Here is a 16,955-nt window from a genome sequence, read left to right as displayed (position 1 = left end):
GGTCAGTCTTTCCATAGCGGACGAAGCGTCACGTAGTAGTGGTATTCGATTTGTTTGAAGATCAGCCCGCCGCGCGCGGGAACGTTTTGCCGGAAGACAAAGGCCATCGCGCAAACAAGGATGAGCGGTGCCAGCATCGCGACCAATGGAACGAACCGCAAAACGCGTTCGGAAGCCGCTTTGGTCAGCACCACAAGTGTCAGTGCGACCCATAAGGCCAATGTAAACCAATCATCACCATGTGCGTTCCAGTCCGCCTGCGCGGGAAAAACGGCAAACGCAAATAGTCCGGCAGAGACAACTGCGATACAGGCCACCAAAGCCCGCCGGGCATGGCCGCCGTAGTAGCCGTAGGTCAAAGCTGTAATCAGCAACCCCGAGCACAGTATGAAGTCCACCCGGGGCACCAGCCCGACGACATAGGCAAGCAGGATCAGGCCGATTGTTGAAACTCGATAGGCTTCCGATTTGTCCCATCCGATCCCCAGAGTGCTCAGCGCGTTTTGGGCTCCGCCCGAGCGGATCGAAATGGCCAGCAAAACGAAGGACAGGACAAGCAGTCCACCGAAGATGAACAACGGTACAATTGCAGCCGAGTTGTACCAGTCCGACCCGCTTACACCTGCGCGGTTTTCACCCCAAAGGGGGATGTCCAACGTCTTCCAAAGGAAAAAGACCGACACTGCTGTCAGAACAATCGCGGCCCAAAAGTCGCGCGCGCGCATGACCTGTGTTTCGTCAGGTTTGTCCATTGCCGCCCTCCTGCAGGAAAGGGCGCGATCAGGCGCGCCCTTTCAAAATTGATCGGATCAGGGCTTCTCGATACCCAGCGAGGCCGGATCGACCGTGGCAGCGCCCAGATCCTGCAGGGTATAGGCAAAGGTCGCCTCGAGGTTCGCAAACAGTTCCTGCGCCTCTTCGCCGTGCTGACCGCCGACATCGTAATTGTTTGCCGCGGCCCATTCGGCGACGGTGTCGGATGCTATCGCCTGCTCGAACGCATCGCCAAGCGCGGCCTTCACGTCATCTCCGGCGGAACTGTGAACGGCAAATCCGATGGCCTGTTTGAGCGGCAGATACTGATCGAGACCGTCATAGATGCCAAAGGCAGATGGCACCGTGGCTCCTGCGATTTGCGCATCTTCCGGCGTCAGCATCGCAAGCGGTTTCAGCTGACCGCCTTCGATCAAGGGGGCCTGTTCAGCCAGCGACGTTACAACCAGCGCAACCTCGCCCGCGATCGCCGCTTCCTGCCCCGGTGCCGAGCCTTTGTACGGAACAAACTTGAACTCCGCCCCGGACCCCTTTTCGATTGCGAGAAGGTTCAGGTGGTGGATAGACCCCGCCCCGGATGCCGCGGCTGGAATAGTGCCCGGGGCAGCCTTGGCGGCGTCGACCAGTTCTTCCAGCGTATTGTAAGGGCTGTCCGCCGGGACCGAGATCAGATCAGGCGATCCGCCGACAATAAACGGATACCAAAAATCAAATTTCTTGTCCCAGCCACCCTGCACTGCAGCGGTGACGTTCGACTCGGACAGGCCAACCAATGTATAGCCATCGTCTGGTTGGTTCATGACATAGACCATACCGTTGGAGCCTGCGACACCGCCTGTCTGGTTGATCACATTGATCGAAACCGGAAGGTGCTTTTCCATCTCGGCCATGATCATCCGGTTGATCGTGTCGGTGCCGCCACCGGCCCCCCAGACCACGGCTGTGGTGATATCCCGATAGGGGTAATCCTGCGCGGCAGCAGCCCCTGCAATCCCGGTCGCCATCACGGCCGCGGCCGCCAACCGCCCTAGCTTGAGTTTCATTTCCAAGTCCTCCCAAAACAACTTCGCGTTTCTTATTGCATTTATTTGCGTATACATTAAAGAATGCATTGTCAACGGACTGTAGTGAAAGCTGCGATCGCGCTATGAAGGCGAAACGGGAAGGAAGCGGGCGAAAATGAAAAAGACATACGATGTCGCAGTGTTCCACGGGGATGGAATCGGCCCTGAAATAATGGCCCCTACGCTTGAAATCCTGTGCCAGCTCTCCGGCAACAATCCCGGCTACGATCTGACGTTCATGGACGCACCGGCAGGCGCCTCGCACTACGCAAAAACCGGAGAATCGTTTCCTTTGGGATCCCTTGAAATGGCACGCAGGGCGGACGCGATACTGCTGTCTGCAATGGGATTGCCGGATGTGCGCTACCCGGACGGAACCGAGATTTCACCGCAGATCGACCTGCGAAAGCAGCTTGGCCTGTTTGCCGGCGTGCGTCCTGTAAAGGTAAGCAGCGGACAAACGACCCCCTTGTCGCTTCCGAACGGAAAAGAGGTCGACTTTGTCTTGATCCGCGAGAGCACGGAAGGTTTGTTTTTCACCCAAGGCACGGGTGAAGTCACGGAAGACGAGGCGCGGGAAACCCTTTTGATCACCCGCGAGGTCTCTGAAAAGCTATTCCGCTTCGCGTTTGAACTCGCCAACAACCGCAAGACTTCCGGGCGGGGACGGGGACGGGTTACATGTGTCGACAAAGCCAATGTGTTCCGCGCCTTTGCATTCTTCAGATCGATGTTTGACGCGGAAGCCGCCCGCCATCCCGAATTGCAGGCGGATCATGCCTATGTTGATGCCACCGCTTTGTGGATGGTCCAGAAGCCCTGGGAATTCGATGTTTTGGTGACCGAGAACATGTTCGGAGACATCCTGTCCGACCTTGGCGCGGGTCTTATGGGCGGTCTTGGACTGGCTCCATCCGCGGATATCGGGTTGAACCACGCTGTGTTCCAACCCTGCCACGGCTCTGCTCCGGACATTGCGGGACAGGGGATTGCCAACCCCTTTGCGATGATCCTGTCTGCGGCAATGATGCTTGAGTGGTTGGGTTTGACCCATGATCATCCAGACCTGTCCAAGGACGGCGCACGGTTGCGCGAGGCCGTGGAAAAGGTGACGACAAATGGCCACAACCTGACGCGCGACCTGGGGGGCACGGCCGGAACGCAGGACGCGGCTTCATCAGTGTTGGAAGCGTTGCGAGCATGACTACTGAACAAACCATAAGAGTCGCCTGTGTGGGTGCGGGATATTTCAGCAGGTTTCACTACGAAAGCTGGTCCCGAATGCCCGGCGCCGTTCCGGTGGCATCCTGCAACCGTGATATCAACAAGGCGAAAGAAACAGGACTGACGGCTTATGATGATCTGTCGACAATGCTGGAGGTGGAAAAACCGGATCTCGTGGACATCATCCTTCCACCCGTGGCACAGGCTGACGCCATCCGAACGGTACTGCACGCAGGCATCAAGTGGCTGATCTGTCAAAAACCGTTCTGCAAATCTCTGGACGAAGCTGAGAAGATCGCGTCAGAGGCTGAAACCGCCGGGGCAACTATCATTGTGCATGAGAATTTTCGCTTTCAACCCTGGTATCGCGCAATCAAAGAGGCACTGGCCGAGGGTCGGATTGGAACACCTCTGCAAGCGACATTCCGGCTTCGGCCCGGCGACGGACAGGGGCCGCATGCCTATCTTGACCGCCAACCGTACTTTCAGGATATGCCGCGTTTCCTTGTTCACGAAACGGCGGTTCACTGGGTAGATACGTTCAGGTTTTTGTTCGGTGCGCCCAGCGCCGTTTACGCGGACCTGCGTCAAGTGAACCCCGCGATCGCGGGCGAAGACGCAGGCTACATCCTGTTTGACCACCCCAACGGTTTGAAAACCCTGTTCGATGGGAACAGATGCCTTGACCACAGCGCGGAAGACCTGCGCCAAACCATGGGCGAGGCACTTATCGAAGGAACGGAAGGATCGCTGGTTCTGAACGGTGACGGTTCCGTAGAACTCCGCGCTTTTGGAAAACAGGCGCGACAGCAGATTCTGCCTGCAAGCGATCATGATGGATTTGGCGGAGATTGCGTCCACGCCTTGCAAAGTCACGTTGTTTCAGGCCTTCTACGGGGCACGCCGCTGGAAAACACGGCCCGCGATTATTTGGACGTGATCCGCATCGAAGAGAAGATCTATCTTTCGGCTGCGGAGGGACGAAAGATCAAGCTGGAGACGCCGTGAAGGATCAGGACACCAAATCTCTTTCAAATACACAGCGCGCTGTCAGGGACTTGCGGCGGATGATCCTGTCCGGCGAGCTTGCGGCCGGGACCGACCATCTGGAATCGGAACTCGCCGAAACTCTGGGCATGTCCCGCACCCCGATACGGGAAGCTGCGCTGATGTTGGAAAGCAAGGGGTTGCTGGAAATGCGGCCCCGCAAAGGTGTGCGGATACTGCCCGTTTCATCGGACGACATGCGCGAAATCTACGACATACTCACGGAACTCGAAAGCCTTGCCGCGCAGCGCGCCGCCGAAGCGGGGTATTCAGAAGATGAACTGGCGGTACTTGCCGGATCAATCGAACGAATGGATCAAGCCATCGAAACCGAAGACCTGGAAGCCTGGGCCGAGGCCGATGAGCTCTTTCATCAGGAACTCGTCCGGTTGGGCGGTAACAAACGGGTCGAAGCGATTGTCGCGATGATGAGCGACCAGGTACGCCGCGCGCGCGCAACGACGCTGTTCATCAGACCCCTGCCCGTCAAATCCAATGAAGATCACCGCGTCGTTTTCCAGGCGATCAGGGAAGGCCGACCGGATGTCGCCCGTGAACGCCATCGCGAACACAGGCTGCAAGCCAAGGCCATGCTTTGCGGGATACTCGAAAAGCATCGATTAAATAGCCTCTGATTTTTTCGTACCCTATCTTTAAGCCGTAGAAATAACAGCTTATTTTCGACCTCTTCGGTATCCCCAATACGTGTCGGAAGCGGGCACCCGCGAAGGGCGCCCGGCTGTTTTGATTTTCGTTTCTCCGCGTCACTCAAACACTCAAAACACCCATAGGGGTTGATTTAGGACGATTTCGCATTATTTAGTACGATATCGTACTAATGGAGATTCAAGATGCCGAACAGAAGACGTTTTCTCAAAATTCTGGGCGGAGGCACAATTCTGGCGGCAACGGGCGCGGTTGGGTTCCTCTCGACCCGTACGCCCCATCGCGCCCTGGCTCCCTGGACGCCAAAACCCTATGACGACCCGCGCAAAACCGCGTTGTCTTACGCAATTCTCGCCCCCAACCCGCACAACCTGCAACCTTGGCTGGTCGAGTTGGCCGGGCAGGACAAGCTGCGCATCCACCGTGACACTGATCGCGAGCTTCCCGAAACCGATCCGTTCCATCGCCAGCTTTATATTGGCCTCGGCGCCTTTGTTGAGACGATGGTCCTGGCAGCTGGTGCTCAGGGATTTGATACCAAACTCACATTGCTGCCGGAAGGGGATGACGGGCCTGTTGCTGAGGCAGTGCTTGTACCGGGTGGCGCACCCGACCCGCTCGCGGCTCAAATCCTCAACCGGCATTCCAACAAGGAACCGTACAAAGAACAGCGCCTCTCGGCCGCCGAAATGTCTGCGCTTGGCAACTATGCCACCCTGATTACCGACGACGATTTGGTGGTCCGTATTCGAGACCTGACAAAACGTGCCTTTGAGATCGAAATGCGTACACCGCAGACCCTTAAGGAATCCGTCGATCTGATGCGCATCGGCAAGGCGGAAATCAACGCCAATCCGGACGGGATCGAACTGCGCGATCCCATACTGGAAACGCTTCGACTTACCGGTTTTCTGGACAATGAGACCCTGATGAACGTTGACCACCCAGGCACTCAGTCACACATGCGGGGCTACTTCGCCATGCTAGACGCGACGCCGCAATACGCAGTTCTCACGACAGCCACAAATACGCGAAGCGATCAACTCGATGCCGGGCGTCAATTGATGCGTTTTTACTTGAAGACAACCGAAATGGGCCTGGGCGTTCACCCCGTCAGTCAGGCACTTCAGGAGTATCCTGAGATGGCCGATGAATACGCTCTGGCGCATGAGCTTCTTGCGTCACCGGGCCACACGGTGCAAATGTTGCTGCGTTTGGGGTATGGACCTGAACCAATTGCCACACCCCGCTGGCCGCTGGAGACACGAATTCTGAATGAAGCCTAAAGATGAGACCAACGAAGTCTACCGGTTCTTCACCGAGGTCGGGATCATCAATCAGTTGATCTCGACCAAGCTTGAGGCATTCTTACCTGGAAGAATGACCGCAACCCAATTTGGCATATTGGGCCACCTGGTCCGGCGCCCCGAGGGGGAAACTCCACTACAGCTATCGAACGCTTTTCAAGTGCCTAAGACCTCGATGACGCACATGCTCGCGAGCCTTGAAAATCTTACCCTAATTACCCTTGAAGCCAACCCCAATGACAAGCGTTCGAAAATTGCTAGGTCTACTCCGCAAGGCGCGGAGTTTTTGAAAGCTTGTATGGAGCGGATGTCGACAGCCCTAGGTCCGGTGTTGTCCGAACTCGGGTCTGAACCGTTTCATGAAACACTCCCTAATCTGACGCTCATACGCGAAACTTTGGACAGCGAGCGCGACTAGCGGAAACCTGCGTCGACCCAAGCAAACAGAAAAGCTCTCAGAACATCATGCAATCCGCGCCCGGCGGCAGCGGCGGTGATCCTTCAGGTAAAGTGGGCGTGTAGTCAAATGTCACAATCTTCGCGCCGCCGTCGAATGCCACGAACAGTTGGTTAGATCCCGGCCTAATGGCGATGCCTTCCGGGTCAGTTCCGAATTCCAACAGACTTTGCTGGGCGAGCAGTTGGCCATCTGCCGTGAACTCATACAGGCTGTTTGACCCTTCCCAGTCATCAACAATCAACATGTGACCGGTGCGTGGGTCAATCGCGATGCCCTGTGCCTCACTCAAGGGCGGAGAGAGCTTCATGGTATCCAACCTCGCTGCCAGAGTGCCCTCGGTGGTGAACCAGGACAACCGTTCAGGGTCATCTTCGACAGTCACGATCTGTCCCGCGGCGTTGATTGCAATTCCTTCCGTATCCGCAAACCCACCTTCCAATTCGAAAGGCGCTCCCAGGGGTGATCCATCCTTGGTGACACGTTGAAGACTGCCGAAACCATCACCCAGCAACAAGTGATCCCCTTCAATAGCAATTGCTTTGATCCGAAAGAGATCGCTGGATATTCGGCGCAACTCATCACCTTGCAATGTAACGAGAATTGCTTCGGGCCCCTCGTTGGCAATCCACAAGCCACAAAACGTTGGATCATAGTCAAGGCTTGCGGGTTGGTTGAGCTCGTAGCGCCCAGTTTCGCGAAGCTCCAATGCCGTGGCCGGAGAAGCCCCAGCGTAGATCAGTAAGGCTATGGTTCTTGCAAACACTCAGGATGCTCCCGGAAAGGTATACTGTTAAAAAACTATACCTGATTATTGCGCCCCTTCAGTGAGAAAGAACAGCTCTATGGGCTGAGCAAGGCCACGTATTTCGTGATCCCCACAGCTAACGAACATGTTAGGTGCAGCACTTGCAACGGCTAACGTCGCCAACACTCTCTGACCAATTGATTTTGTTAAGTTTTCAATTCGGCTTGCGACGTTCACCGCACCGCCCAAAACCGTAAAATCAAGCCTGCCGGGGCTGCCGATGTTACCGTAGCTGACCTGCCCAACGTTGATCCCAATTCCAATGTCCAAGGGCGGTTTTTGGAACTCGTCTCGTCTAGTGTTGAGAGCTTTCAAACCACTCAGCACACTCTGCGCTGCAAGAGCCGCCATTCTGCAACGGTCGGCATGTTTTTTTTGAGCTTCAATAGTGAAGATCGACAGAATGCCATCACCCATGAACTTGAGGACGTCTCCACCGTTGTCTTCCACGGCGTTGACCACCAGATCAAAATAGTCGCTGAGCGTGTCGAAAACTTCTTCTTCCGTCGAGGTTTCGGAAAGTGCCGTAAAGCCTCGCAGATCAGAGAACATAACCACGGCGTCCAGAGTTGTTCGCTCACCGCGCTTGATGTTGCCGCTCCAGACTGCCTCAGAAGGTCCATCTCCTAAATAGGTTCGAAGTAGACCTTTAGACGATTTTCGCATCGTCACAGGTTCCAAGGCGCAAGAAAGGGCCGGTAAGACCGCTTCAATCAGCCTCAGATGTTTCGGCGAGAAACCATCCGGCGCCTGTGTAATGAACGTGCAACCATGCAGCGATCCATCACCGTAATAAAGCAAAGTAGCATAGTAGTCGGTGCCGCCTTGCTCTGCAAATTCCAAATAGGATGAATGCTCTGTTTCTGAGTCCAGTTGCTGGAGACTTTTGTGAAGCGGCTTTCTATTTGCCAGAATATACTCGAATGAGCTCCCAACATAACCATCCGTCAACGTTGTCTCATGGGTGACATCGTAGCTGTCGGTGCCGTTGGGCGTCCAAACCACGCCCCAAGCAATAAGCAGTGGATTGGCAAAGCGCTGGCCAATGTTTACTCGCCACAGCGGAACTCCGGCTTCGACCAAGGAGGAACAAAACTGAGACACCACCTTTACGGGATCGCCGGAGCGACGACCTTCTGTGATCATCCATTCGGTTAGTCGAGTGACTTCTTCCATGGACCCAAGTTACTCGCATGGAAACGATGAGCAAAGACTATTGGATTGGCAACGTCGCTTGCGTCTTTTGAGTCGCCTGATCTGGCTGGTTCAACGAAGATTGGAGCGCTGCGCCCGAGCGACCTTCAGTAGAAACCAATCTCGCTGACATCTACGCTGGCCTCATGATCGCGCCCGAAGGCTACGACTCCGACGGAGGTGATTTCGTCAGCAACGGGAATAGCGCGCAATATAGCACCTGAAGCCTTGAAGCCTGACAGAGGCAAATAAACTTCTGTCCACTCGTTAGAAGTTGCGAACGCGGCCTGATAGTATTGCCACGGAAGCACCGTGCCACGTGTTCTGAGGTGGACGAAGTATTGTTCGCCGTTGCCCCGGACCAATAACCTGACGCCTGATACACCCGTACCTGGCCGATCAGGCAACTTGCGTCGGAACTGGATGAAGCCGCCGTTGTTTACTGTACTCACGGTTCCGGTCAGCCGCGCGAATGCAACATTACCTTCCGAACGAAACTGCACCTGCCCTGAAGAAACTCCTCCCATTACGGTGTCGGCAACGTAGTCCCAACGCGTTTCCGGAGACTTGGAGAAGTCTTCAGTCAGTTTTACATCAGCCTGCGCCATCATGCATCCGATGATAACAAAACCTGAAACAAGCCCAATGAAGTTGGCACGCATATCGATCCTTCTCAGTTCAGTATCGCAATGGAAAGGTTCAGTGCCGTGGCAAATGCGACCCATGCAAAATACGGCAGGAAGGCCAGTGCGGAAACCCGATCTGAAGTCCTGACCTGAGCGATGAACATGACGATGACAGCCAACAACGCGACAATGACGACAAAGGCAAACCATGGCAGTTGCAGTACGAAAAAGGTTGGGGACCACAAAAAGTTCAGACCCATCTGCGCCCACCACAGCTTCATGGCGGTCGAGCTTCGGTCTGTTTCAAACTGACGCCAACCAACCATAGCGATCAAAACATATAGCGCCGTCCAAACCGGTCCAAAAATCCAATTTGGTGGATTGAAAGCCGGTTTAGAAAGCTGCGCGTACCAATCGCCGGGTGCGGTCAGTGTCCCGATCAGGATGCCGCCTCCCACCATGAGCGCAAGGAATGCTATGCGGATCAACCAGTTCGACATTGCAGGATAGCTTTCAGCAGTCCTTGGTTGTCACGTTCACAAGTGCTTCGGAAGAGAAGGTCGCAGTACTGGTCTCATTCGCATCTGCATATGACACTGTGGCGCCTTCGATCTCGGACCCGGTTACGGTGATTTCGCGTTGCCCGATAGTGTCATCTACATCGATGGTAAAGACGAGTTTGTCCCCGGCTGCGAGAGAGGCGATCTCAAGTTCAATTGTATCTTGCCCGTCCACGACCGCTGGAATTTGCCGCAAAGCATCCGCACCCTCAACGAATTCAAGAGGTTGGAACACCTCCACACCCGCGCCTTTTTCGGAAACGTCGAAGATCAGACGTCCGGCAGATTGCGACAAGTCAATTTTGACGGTCGAGGCTTCTATTTCGCAAGCTCCGACATTTGTCAGAACAAAACGGTCCTTGGGTGCGCCTTCGATAAAGCGAATTTGGACTCCGGCCTGAAGGGAAGTAGCTGCGAAAAATCCCACGGTTGCCGCAAGAATGCTGGTCGGAAGCATATTTATCTCCTTGCTATAAGGTTTCTGATAAATACGCGTCGGCGGGTTTCTTGGATCAGACTTATGCCCTTTGACTATAGTGGTTTAGCAGACAGGAGCTTCCTAAGTTCCATGCTCCGCAGTCAGAACGGCGAAGTCAAAACATGCCATTGTCATTCTCGCTGTTTGCTGGAATTTCCTGAAGAACGTCCCAGTGCTCGACAACCTTACCATCAGCATCCAGGCGAAAAATATCTATCCCTGCGTACTCGAGACCATCAGGCCAGATTTGGTGGCAATGCAGAATAACGTGATCGTCTTCAGCAAACGCTCGTTTGATGTCCACTCGCTTTCGCGGATATTCGGCAGCCATGCGCTCGAAATATTCGATAAACGCTTGCTTGCCGTCGCCAACATGCGGGTTGTGCTGCGTATAGGTATCACCAACAAAGGTTGCTATGGCCTCGGCAGGTCGACACGCGTTGAACATCATTTCGTAGAAAGCGATGACGTTTTTCTTGTTTGTTTCGAGGTCCGGCATGCTGATCTCCCAATCGACGTTTGCACCGCAAAAAAATGTTGGTCCACGTAGCTCTTGGAAGCAACCCGGCAAGGATCTCAACCACTAACCGGCAAGACGTAACGAGCTTAATTTCGCGTTCCGACTATTTCGAGGGTCAGTCACTTACTCGGTTTCTTCAAAGTCTATGTGAATGTGATTTCCATCAGGATCGGCCACATGGATTTGCACTATTCCAGCCCCCGGGACATCAGTTTTGCGATATTGGATTTGACACGAGATCAGTTTTTCTTCGAATGCTCTCAACCCTGTGGCTGAGAGCGCAAAATGCTCGAGCTTGAGCTTCACTTCGGAGCCGATATTAGGCGTTCCCTCGTGACCCACAAGGTGAACCACGGCGTGATCACCCGCATACAACCAAGCTCCAGTAAACGGAAAATCAGGGCGGGCCCCGAGATTTAAACCCAAGACCTCTTCATACCAAGTAACCATCTCAGGCAACCTAGTCGTCACGATATTCACATGATCCAGCCGCTCAATTCTCATCTAAAAACCCTCAAGCACGAGCTTTCCTTTGGCCTTCCCGCTTTCAAGGATAGCATGCGCTTTCATTAAGTTTGTAGCATTGATCCTACCAAGTGTATCGGTCGCTGTGGATCTGATCTTTCCGTCATCTATCATCCCGGCGACCTGATTCAGGATTTCGCTTTGACGGTTCATATCTCCAGTCCCAAAAAGCGACCGAGTGTACATGAACTCCCAATGCAATGAGATCGATTTGGGTTTGAACGGCGCGATGTCGAAGGTTTCAGGATCATCAATCAACCCAAAGCGACCTTGAGCTGTCATCACCTCTCCAGCTTGAGACGCATAAAGCTGGGAATGGTTTGTTGAATAGACGAAATCCACACTTTCGATACCGAGAGCCTCGAGTTGTGTGCCAAAATGTTCTGCGTGGTTGATGACATGGTGTGCGCCCAGCCCTCGAACCCAGTCTTGTGTCTCGGGTCGGGACGCCGTCGCTATCACTGTCAAGTCAGTGAGAGCCCGCGCCAATTGAATGGCGACTGACCCGACACCGCCTGCGCCACCAATAACCAGCAACGTATTGGTTCCGCCGGAAACGGCATCTTGGACTCGCAATCGGTCGAACAGCATCTCAAAAGCAGTAAGCGTCGTTAGCGGCATCGCCGCAGCCGCTTTCGCCGGTATGGATTTTGGCGCGGCTCCGACAATACGTTCATCCACCAGATGAAACTCGGCATTGGTTCCCGGTCGGTTTATTGCCCCGGCATACCAAACTGTATCTCCCGGACTGAAAGTCTCAACCGTTTCGCCAACTGCTTCGACGATCCCTACTGCGTCCCACCCCAGAATATCAGGTGCTGGACCCGCAGGAGCACGTTTTTGCCGAATTTTCGTATCAACCGGGTTCACTGACACGGCCTGCACCTTCACCAACAAGTCACGCCCCTTCGGCGTCGGTTTGTCGGCCTCGAAGTCGATCAAGGCGTCCGCCCGATCAATTGACCCTGTCTCGCGGTATCCCACGGCTTTCATAGCGTGCTCCTTTGTTCGGTTCTGTATCAACCGATGACTGTCATTTCATTCAACGTGAATTCTGCAACGGCGCCCTCTGTTGCTTCCAGATAAGCCGCAAGGTGCTGAGCGCCCATGTGGGTTTGCCAAAGCTCTCGGCTTTCCCAGTTTTCGTAGAACACGAAATGAGCTGGGTTGTCGTTGTCCTGGTGCAGGTCGTAGTTAATGCAACCCTCTTCAGCACGGGTTGTGTCGATGAGCTTGATCAGCTCACCTTTTACGAGGTCGATCTTGTCGGGGTTGGCTTTGATGTTGGCGAGGATTGTCAGCTTGGCCATTGGAATACGTCCCTTGTGTTCTTGAGCGATGCGCAAGATTTACGCCGCAGTACTTTCGGGATAAACAGGTCAGGATCGAACATATAATCCGGAATTTCCGTTTAATGCTTTTAGACAATCTTCGCTTGTTTCTGACCATAGCCGAGAAAGGCACTCTTGTGGCTGCGGCGCGCGAGATAGGGATGTCGAGCACGACAGTGTCCGAGCGGCTCGCGGCTCTGGAGGCACATTACGGTGTGGTTTTGTTCAACCGCACCACCCGTTCCATTAGCCTGACCGAAGAAGGCCGGACACTCGCTGACGGAGCAAGAAGCTTACTCAGTGAGGTTGCGGACCTGGATACGCTTGTTCGGCACGGCGCTGAAACTCTGTCTGGTCCAATTCGCATAAGCGCGCCGATTGACTTGGGACGGAGCATTGTTTCCGAGGTTGTCGCCGAATTCACCGAAGAGAACCCTGCCGTCTCAATCGAACTATCCCTCTCGGATGGCTATGTTGACCTAGTCGGCCAGGGTTTCGACCTCGCAGTTCGCTTCGGCAACATCACAGACAGCTCGCTCAGGTTACGAAATCTAGGAAGCTACCAACGTTTCGTATGTGCATCCCCAAGTTATCTGGCCTCATTCGGAACGCCTGAAAAACCAGAAGATCTATTAAACCACAACTGCTTGGTTATGAGGTTTGGCGACATGATAGACAACGTTTGGGAGTTTAGATCAGGACCAAATGCCAAGCGCGTATCAGTAAAGGGAAATCGAATAGTCAATGATGGTTCACTCATCCGCGATTGGGCAATCGCAGGCCATGGGGTCGTCTTGAAGTCAGAGCTGGATGTCGGCGACGATGTTCGATCTGGCAGACTTGTTTCTGTCTTGCGCGACTTCCTCCCACCACCGAAACCTTTGCAAATGATGTTTCCGCCGAGCCGAGCCCAACCACGTCGCATAACGGCCTTGGCCGAGCATTTGCGTCGCAAATTTGGTGTGAGTTGAGGCCGCAGGGGAAGACACTAAATTGATAGCCGCTATGTTTGCTCAATGAATTTCAAAGTCGCCTGTGCTAGCTCTCTGCCAGCATCTTCTTGAATGAAATGCCCGGCTTTTGGCACAACGATATGATTTTGACCAACTGCCCCAGGGATCGACCTTTGGAACAGTTTGTCTACGCCAGCCATGACCCTGTCATCTTCTCCAAAAACAGTCAGAAACGGAGTGTTCAGGGTCTTGAGGGTTTCCCATGCGGCTCGGTTGGCTTCTGAAGCTGGATTGTCAGGTGTGTCGGGCACCAACACTGGAAACTCTCGAGCGCCTGCCAGATAGCGCGCATCCGGGAATGGTGCGTTATAGGCTGCAACCTCTTCTTCTGAAATTTTAGATGTCGTGCCGCCGAATACGATGCGTCCCGAATTAAATTCAGGTACGGATTGTGAGTATTCCCGCCATGAAAGAAATGCCTCACCCAAGGGCACGTCACCGGTGGGCAAGGCCGTATTCGCCACAACAACACTAGAGAAACGCTCGGGCATACTTGCAACCAACCGCAAGCCAATGAGTCCGCCCCAGTCCTGGCAAACCAATGTGATGCCCGTCAGGTCAACTTTCCGCAACCATTCGGACATCCAGTCCACATGGCGTTGGTAAGTGTAATCGGATCGCTCAGTGGGTTTGTCAGACCGTCCAAACCCAATCAAATCAGGAGCCAGAACTCGATGACCCGCATCTTTGAATAGCGGAATCATGTGCCGATACAGGAAGCACCAGGTTGGCTCTCCATGCATCAACAATACTGGCGGTGCCTGCGCCGGTCCCTCGTCCAAATAGTGCAGTCGGAGAAGACCGCCCTCGGTATCATCCACATCAAGATAGTTCGGGCCAAAGTCGAAATCTGGCAATCCGTCAAACTGGTGGTCCGGTGTACGAAGGAACTTCATAGTGAACTATCCAAAATTGCCGACGGTCTTAGTCCGACAACAGTGATCGATAAAACTAAAACGGTCCAGTTCCAGCGTATACCGACTTCAGGTTTGGTTGACTTCGACGCATTGCTTCGGTCCCTCGCGGAGGAGGCCCTTTTTGCAGACGTTTTGAATCCGCGCCAAAAAATTTGGTCTCAAAAACCTTATATTATGAGTTCATCTGTACGGATCGCCGAGAGGCGGCTCAGAAGAAAATCGCAAGCCCGGTCATTGAGACAACCAAGAAAAGGAGAGTCATGATTCCGCCCGAGCGAACAAAATCGACCACCCGGTAGCCTGCTGGTCCCATGATCAACGCGTTCACCTGGTGGGTTGGGATCAAAAATGAGTTGGACGTTGAAATTGCCACTGTGAGAGCAAACACAGCCGGATTGCCACCCGCGGATACGGCAATAGAAACTGCTAGCGGCACCAGCAGGACAGTTGCGCCTACATTGGACATGACCAGCGTGAACGCCGTTGCCAAAACGGCTATTCCCGCTTGCAGCGACCATATCGGCCAGCCCTTCAGGAGGGCCAACACATGCGCGGCAATCCAATCCGCAGTGCCAGTGTTCTGAACGGCCTGACCCAACGGGATCAGCGAAGCGAGTAGAAAAACTGTACTCCAACTAATCGACTCGTAGGCTTCGTCAATCGAGAGAACCCGGCTCAACACCATGCCAATAGCGCCGATCAACAGGCATAATGACAAGCGCAGATCGGAGAATAGAATTAAGCTCAACGCTATCAGGAAGAAGGCGAGCGCCCATCCGACCTTGTGTGGCCGTAACTCTTCCTGGGGAAAATCCGAAGTTACGACGACAAAATCCCTGTCCGACTTCAGTCGTGTCAGACGGTCCCACTGCACATGCACCACACACGTGTCGCCGGCCTGCAAAGGGACTTGCCCGATATGCGTGGCTGAATGATCCTCGGTTTCAACGTGGCTCAGTGTTTCTTCTCCGCGCTGAATGGCCAAAAGAGACAAACCATGTGTCTGACGGAGACGCAAATCAATCGGAGTCTGGCCGATCACTGAAGAACCGGGAGGAATAACAACCTCGGCCACCCCCGATTGGGTCGCGGCGAAATCATCCGCAAAGACATCCAACTGTGGCAGAATCTCCAGCCCGTATGGCTCAGCGAACTGTTGCTGAACGACCCGACGCAGACCAAGCACTGCAAGGCGTGCTGGCGCTTCGATTACGGTATCAGCCATCGGCGCGATGACCTTGTGGCCGCGATAGGATGTGCCGAGAATATACATGTTGTGGGCGACCATTAGATCCGCGAGCGTTTGCCCAATGATGATCGATCCTTCGGGAACACGTATCTCGAACATATCGGCCCTAAGCCCATAGGTGTTTTCGACATAGGTCTGCATAGACCGGGCTGAGCTTGCGTCTGCTCCACGCTCCCGCTGCGCTGGGAGGACCCAACGACCAAAGAGCACAAAGTAAAGCACTCCTGTCAGCACCAGCATCACACCGATAGGCGTGACTGAAAACAACCCAAATGTCTCCATTTGTTGGTCAGCCGGAAGGGATGAGTTTGCTGAAACAATCAGGTCATTCAACAGGATCAGGGGTGATGACCCGACCAATGTGATCGTACCACCCAGGATCGCGCAAAACCCCATGGGCATCAGCAACCTACTCATCGGGATTTCCGTACGTGCCGAGATGCGGCTCACAACAGGCAGAAAAAGCGCAGCAGCTCCTACATTCTGCATGAAGGAGCTAATGACACCAACCGTTGTTGATATGATTGGGATGATCCGGGCCTCTGTCGTGCCACCATTCTTGAGGATCAAGGCCGCGACCTTTGACATAAGTCCAGTCTTATCAAGCCCAGCCCCAATTACCATCACCGCGATAATGGACATTACAGCGTTGGAGGAGAAACCTTCAAAGAGCCTGGAGACATCGGCAAGATTACCCAGCCCCGGTAGATAGCTCAGTGCGCCAAGCAGCACCATTACGAGAATTGCTGCGACATCGATCCGTATAATCTCGGTAACAAAAAGTAAGACCGTAAAAGACAATAGACTCAATACGGCTATCATTTCGTACGTCAGTGCTGGTAATTCCATATTGTACTCCCAACCTAACGTTACCTGACTACCGGCAAATACGAAGAACCAACTCTTCACGTCAGATAAGGCCAAAATCCATCAGGCCGACTCACGCGGCTCGTTTTCTCGAACGAGGTATCTGCTGAAACCTATAAGCAGCCTCATCTGACTGGTCCAATTTGGCCGCTAGTGCATGTTTTTTTCCTCTTAGGCTCCAGACTCATTGATTTACAGCCAGAACAGAACGGTAGCCGCGAGCGCGATGGCTGATAAGAAGACCTTGGGGCATCTGTCGTATCGGGTCGCGACACGCCGCCAGTCCTTGAGCCGCCCGAACATGATCTCAATCCGGTTACGGCGCTTG

Annotated in this window: 20 protein-coding genes; 6 read left to right on the top strand and 14 right to left on the bottom strand. The window is 54.0% G+C overall.

All coding sequences use genetic code 11. The features are described from left to right. Window positions 1-2: 2 nt before the first annotated feature. Together ACR0EZ_RS22415 and ACR0EZ_RS22410 are read right to left on the bottom strand one after the other, a co-directional pair. A complete protein-coding gene (locus ACR0EZ_RS22415) occupies window positions 3-752 on the bottom strand; it encodes a hypothetical protein (RefSeq protein WP_480617021.1) in 750 nt (249 codons plus the stop codon). 57 nt (window positions 753-809) lie between these two features. Beyond that, window positions 810-1,817: a Bug family tripartite tricarboxylate transporter substrate binding protein gene (locus ACR0EZ_RS22410; RefSeq protein WP_480617020.1), complete on the bottom strand. Its 1,008-nt coding sequence runs from the start codon at window positions 1,815-1,817 to the stop codon at window positions 810-812. Window positions 1,818-1,953: 136 nt separating this feature from the next. On the opposite strand from ACR0EZ_RS22410, the gene ACR0EZ_RS22405 reads away from it, so the two are divergent. The 5 genes from ACR0EZ_RS22405 (at window position 1,954) to ACR0EZ_RS22385 (ending at window position 6,500) form a co-directional block, all read left to right on the top strand. Then, entirely contained in the window at window positions 1,954-3,042 is a 1,089-nt protein-coding gene (locus ACR0EZ_RS22405; RefSeq protein ID WP_480617019.1) for an isocitrate/isopropylmalate dehydrogenase family protein, read from the top strand. After that, entirely contained in the window at window positions 3,039-4,070 is a 1,032-nt protein-coding gene (locus ACR0EZ_RS22400; protein WP_480617018.1) for a Gfo/Idh/MocA family protein, read from the top strand. The genes ACR0EZ_RS22405 and ACR0EZ_RS22400 overlap by 4 nt, the downstream gene beginning before the upstream one ends. Next, window positions 4,067-4,744, top strand: a complete 678-nt coding sequence (locus ACR0EZ_RS22395) for a GntR family transcriptional regulator (RefSeq protein WP_480617017.1) — start codon at window positions 4,067-4,069, stop codon at window positions 4,742-4,744. The genes ACR0EZ_RS22400 and ACR0EZ_RS22395 overlap by 4 nt, the downstream gene beginning before the upstream one ends. 216 nt (window positions 4,745-4,960) lie before the next feature. Next, entirely contained in the window at window positions 4,961-6,061 is a 1,101-nt protein-coding gene (locus ACR0EZ_RS22390) for an Acg family FMN-binding oxidoreductase (RefSeq protein WP_480617016.1), read from the top strand. Then, a complete protein-coding gene (locus ACR0EZ_RS22385) occupies window positions 6,051-6,500 on the top strand; it encodes a MarR family winged helix-turn-helix transcriptional regulator (protein ID WP_480617015.1) in 450 nt (149 codons plus the stop codon). The genes ACR0EZ_RS22390 and ACR0EZ_RS22385 overlap by 11 nt, the downstream gene beginning before the upstream one ends. Before the next feature lie 37 nt (window positions 6,501-6,537). On the opposite strand, the gene ACR0EZ_RS22380 is transcribed toward ACR0EZ_RS22385, so the two are convergent. From ACR0EZ_RS22380 to ACR0EZ_RS22340, 9 genes are all read right to left on the bottom strand, one after another. Next, the gene (locus ACR0EZ_RS22380) at window positions 6,538-7,305 is read right to left on the bottom strand and encodes a hypothetical protein (protein WP_480617014.1); all 768 of its coding nucleotides are present in this window, start codon (window positions 7,303-7,305) and stop codon (window positions 6,538-6,540) included. Window positions 7,306-7,350: 45 nt separating this feature from the next. Continuing rightward, window positions 7,351-8,523 (bottom strand): adenylate/guanylate cyclase domain-containing protein, encoded by a 1,173-nt coding sequence (locus tag ACR0EZ_RS22375; protein ID WP_480617013.1) that lies wholly within the window; start codon window positions 8,521-8,523, stop codon window positions 7,351-7,353. A 125-nt stretch (window positions 8,524-8,648) separates the two neighbouring features. Next, window positions 8,649-9,203 (bottom strand): CIA30 family protein, encoded by a 555-nt coding sequence (locus ACR0EZ_RS22370; RefSeq protein WP_480617012.1) that lies wholly within the window; start codon window positions 9,201-9,203, stop codon window positions 8,649-8,651. A gap of 11 nt (window positions 9,204-9,214) precedes the next feature. Beyond that, the gene (locus ACR0EZ_RS22365) at window positions 9,215-9,667 is read right to left on the bottom strand and encodes a TspO/MBR family protein (protein WP_170722409.1); all 453 of its coding nucleotides are present in this window, start codon (window positions 9,665-9,667) and stop codon (window positions 9,215-9,217) included. 13 nt (window positions 9,668-9,680) lie between these two features. Next, window positions 9,681-10,184, bottom strand: coding sequence for an aggregation factor core (locus ACR0EZ_RS22360; protein ID WP_480617011.1), 504 nt, complete (start codon window positions 10,182-10,184; stop codon window positions 9,681-9,683). 136 nt (window positions 10,185-10,320) lie between these two features. Further along, the gene (locus ACR0EZ_RS22355; protein ID WP_170722413.1) at window positions 10,321-10,704 is read right to left on the bottom strand and encodes a nuclear transport factor 2 family protein; all 384 of its coding nucleotides are present in this window, start codon (window positions 10,702-10,704) and stop codon (window positions 10,321-10,323) included. A 144-nt stretch (window positions 10,705-10,848) separates the two neighbouring features. Further along, window positions 10,849-11,229 (bottom strand): VOC family protein, encoded by a 381-nt coding sequence (locus ACR0EZ_RS22350; RefSeq protein WP_480617010.1) that lies wholly within the window; start codon window positions 11,227-11,229, stop codon window positions 10,849-10,851. After that, a complete protein-coding gene (locus tag ACR0EZ_RS22345) occupies window positions 11,230-12,243 on the bottom strand; it encodes a zinc-binding alcohol dehydrogenase family protein (protein ID WP_480617009.1) in 1,014 nt (337 codons plus the stop codon). A 26-nt stretch (window positions 12,244-12,269) separates the two neighbouring features. After that, window positions 12,270-12,560, bottom strand: coding sequence for a putative quinol monooxygenase (locus tag ACR0EZ_RS22340; protein WP_170722418.1), 291 nt, complete (start codon window positions 12,558-12,560; stop codon window positions 12,270-12,272). On the opposite strand from ACR0EZ_RS22340, the gene ACR0EZ_RS22335 reads away from it, so the two are divergent. After that, window positions 12,560-13,552, top strand: coding sequence for a LysR family transcriptional regulator (locus tag ACR0EZ_RS22335; protein WP_480617008.1), 993 nt, complete (start codon window positions 12,560-12,562; stop codon window positions 13,550-13,552). The genes ACR0EZ_RS22340 and ACR0EZ_RS22335 overlap by 1 nt on opposite strands. A gap of 32 nt (window positions 13,553-13,584) precedes the next feature. Here ACR0EZ_RS22335 and ACR0EZ_RS22330 read toward each other — a convergent pair whose 3' ends face one another. The 3 genes from ACR0EZ_RS22330 to ACR0EZ_RS22320 all read right to left on the bottom strand — a co-directional run. Next, complete coding sequence (locus tag ACR0EZ_RS22330) at window positions 13,585-14,490, bottom strand: haloalkane dehalogenase (protein ID WP_480617007.1); 906 nt, start codon at window positions 14,488-14,490, stop codon at window positions 13,585-13,587. A gap of 229 nt (window positions 14,491-14,719) precedes the next feature. Continuing rightward, window positions 14,720-16,609 (bottom strand): SLC13 family permease, encoded by a 1,890-nt coding sequence (locus ACR0EZ_RS22325; RefSeq protein WP_480617006.1) that lies wholly within the window; start codon window positions 16,607-16,609, stop codon window positions 14,720-14,722. 210 nt (window positions 16,610-16,819) lie between these two features. Next, window positions 16,820-16,955 (bottom strand): transposase (locus ACR0EZ_RS22320; RefSeq protein WP_480617058.1); only part of this gene is annotated, 136 nt, incomplete at its 5' end.

This window comes from Ruegeria sp. AK4 (assembly GCF_056541025.1).
The sequence above is the reverse complement of the archived record's forward strand: the minus strand, read 5'-3'. Positions and strand labels throughout refer to the sequence as shown.